This window comes from Pseudomonas sp. NPDC087342 (assembly GCF_044744265.1).
GTDB classification, from domain to species: Bacteria; Pseudomonadota; Gammaproteobacteria; order Pseudomonadales; family Pseudomonadaceae; genus Aquipseudomonas; species Aquipseudomonas nunensis.
Map to the genome: position 1 here is coordinate 1 of NZ_JBIUXZ010000057.1, position 1,864 is coordinate 1,864.

Below are 1,864 nucleotides of genomic sequence, written 5' to 3' on the forward strand. Positions count from 1 at the left end.
GTAACTGGAACCGTACCGGCGACGGCTACGTGGACCTGGACACGGCGATCATGCGTCTGGTCTACGGTATTGGTTTCCCTCCATTCCGTGGCGGTGCGCTGCGCTACATCGATTCGATCGGTGTTGCCGAGTTCGTTGCCCTGGCTGACCAGTACGCTGATTTGGGCGCGCTGTACCACCCGACCGCGAAGCTGCGTGAAATGGCCAAGACTGGCCAACGGTTCTTCGGTTAAGCGTCCCAACACTTGAGCGAGAGTGAAATTTTATGAGCTTGAATCCAAGAGACGTCGTGATTGTCGACTTCGGTCGTACTCCGATGGGCCGCTCCAAGGGCGGCATGCACCGCAACACCCGCGCCGAAGACATGTCGGCGCACCTGATCAGCAAACTGCTGGAACGCAACGTCAAGGTTGATCCGAACGAAGTCGAAGACGTGATCTGGGGCTGCGTTAACCAGACCCTGGAACAGGGCTGGAACATCGCTCGCATGGCATCGTTGATGACGCAGATCCCGCACACTGCTGCCGGCCAAACCGTCAGCCGTCTGTGTGGTTCGTCGATGAGCGCCTTGCACACCGCGGCACAAGCGATCATGACCGGCAACGGTGACGTGTTCGTGGTTGGCGGCGTCGAGCATATGGGCCACGTGAGCATGATGCACGGTGTCGATCCGAACCCGCACATGTCCCTGTACGCGGCGAAAGCCTCGGGCATGATGGGCCTGACCGCTGAAATGCTGGGCAAAATGCACGGCATCACTCGCGAACAGCAGGACGCTTTCGGCGTGCGCTCCCACCAGCTCGCTCACAAGGCGACTGTGGAAGGCAAGTTCAAAGACGAAATCATCCCGATGCAGGGCTACGACGAGAACGGTTTCCTGAAACTGTTCGACTACGACGAAACCATTCGTCCGGAAACCACCCTGGAAAGCCTGGCGGCTCTGAAGCCTGCTTTCAATCCAAAGGGCGGCACCGTGACAGCCGGTACTTCGTCGCAAATCACTGATGGTGCTTCGTGCATGATCGTGATGTCGGCGCAGCGTGCCCAGGACCTGGGCATCCAGCCTCTGGCGGTGATTCGTTCGATGGCAGTGGCAGGTGTGGACCCGGCAATCATGGGCTATGGTCCAGTACCGGCTACACAGAAAGCACTGAAACGTGCGGGCCTTGGGATCAACGATATCGACTTCTTCGAGCTCAACGAAGCTTTCGCCGCACAGGCCCTGCCAGTGCTGAAAGATTTGAAAGTGCTCGACAAGATGAACGAGAAGGTTAACCTGCACGGCGGCGCGATCGCCTTGGGTCACCCGTTCGGTTGCTCCGGTGCGCGTATCTCCGGCACTTTGCTGAACGTGATGAAGCAAAATGGCGGCACCTTCGGGGTAGCCACCATGTGCATTGGTCTCGGCCAAGGCATCTCCACCGTCTTCGAACGCGTTTAAGCGTCTCGTTGATGGAAGCCGGGGCCAAGTGCCCCGGTTTTTGTTTTTCTGAATTTATTTTTGTTTTTATTTTGAAAAGATTTGAGTGAGGGCCAAACCATGCCGATACAACCTGGGCTCTACCAACATTACAAAGGTCCGCAGTACCGCGTATTCAGCATTGCGCGGCATTCCGAGACCGAAGAAGAAGTGGTCTTCTACCAAGCCCTGTATGGCGATTACGGCTTTTGGGTACGTCCCTTGAGCATGTTCCTGGAGTCGGTCGAGGTTGACGGCGAACAGGTCCCACGCTTTGCTTTGGTGCAAGCCGAACCGAGCCTTTTTTCGAAGCCATAAGCTGAGTTCGCGCAAGACCCTGCGCTTGACCTCACCTTGTAGCCACTATATATAGCGGTGCCGCGTCAGGCGCCAACCGCCTTTCAC

3 protein-coding genes are annotated in these 1,864 nt (G+C 57.1%); all 3 read left to right on the forward strand.

The features are described 5' to 3' along the window. On the forward strand, window positions 1-233 hold a 233-nt coding region (locus ACIOYV_RS33250), incomplete at its 5' end, for a hypothetical protein (RefSeq protein WP_401330716.1). A gap of 32 nt (window positions 234-265) precedes the next feature. Further along, window positions 266-1,441 (forward strand): acetyl-CoA C-acyltransferase FadA, encoded by a 1,176-nt coding sequence (gene fadA / locus ACIOYV_RS33255; protein WP_008028488.1) that lies wholly within the window; start codon window positions 266-268, stop codon window positions 1,439-1,441. 99 nt (window positions 1,442-1,540) lie between these two features. Continuing rightward, entirely contained in the window at window positions 1,541-1,777 is a 237-nt protein-coding gene (locus ACIOYV_RS33260) for a DUF1653 domain-containing protein (protein ID WP_046047845.1), read from the forward strand. The last annotated feature ends 87 nt before the right edge of the window (window positions 1,778-1,864 follow it).

Coding starts and splice junctions, on each gene's coding strand:
- fadA (WP_008028488.1), top strand. CDS start 266: ATGAGCTTGAATCCAAGAGACGTCGTGATTGTCGACTTCGGTCGTACT.
- ACIOYV_RS33260 (WP_046047845.1), top strand. CDS start 1,541: ATGCCGATACAACCTGGGCTCTACCAACATTACAAAGGTCCGCAGTAC.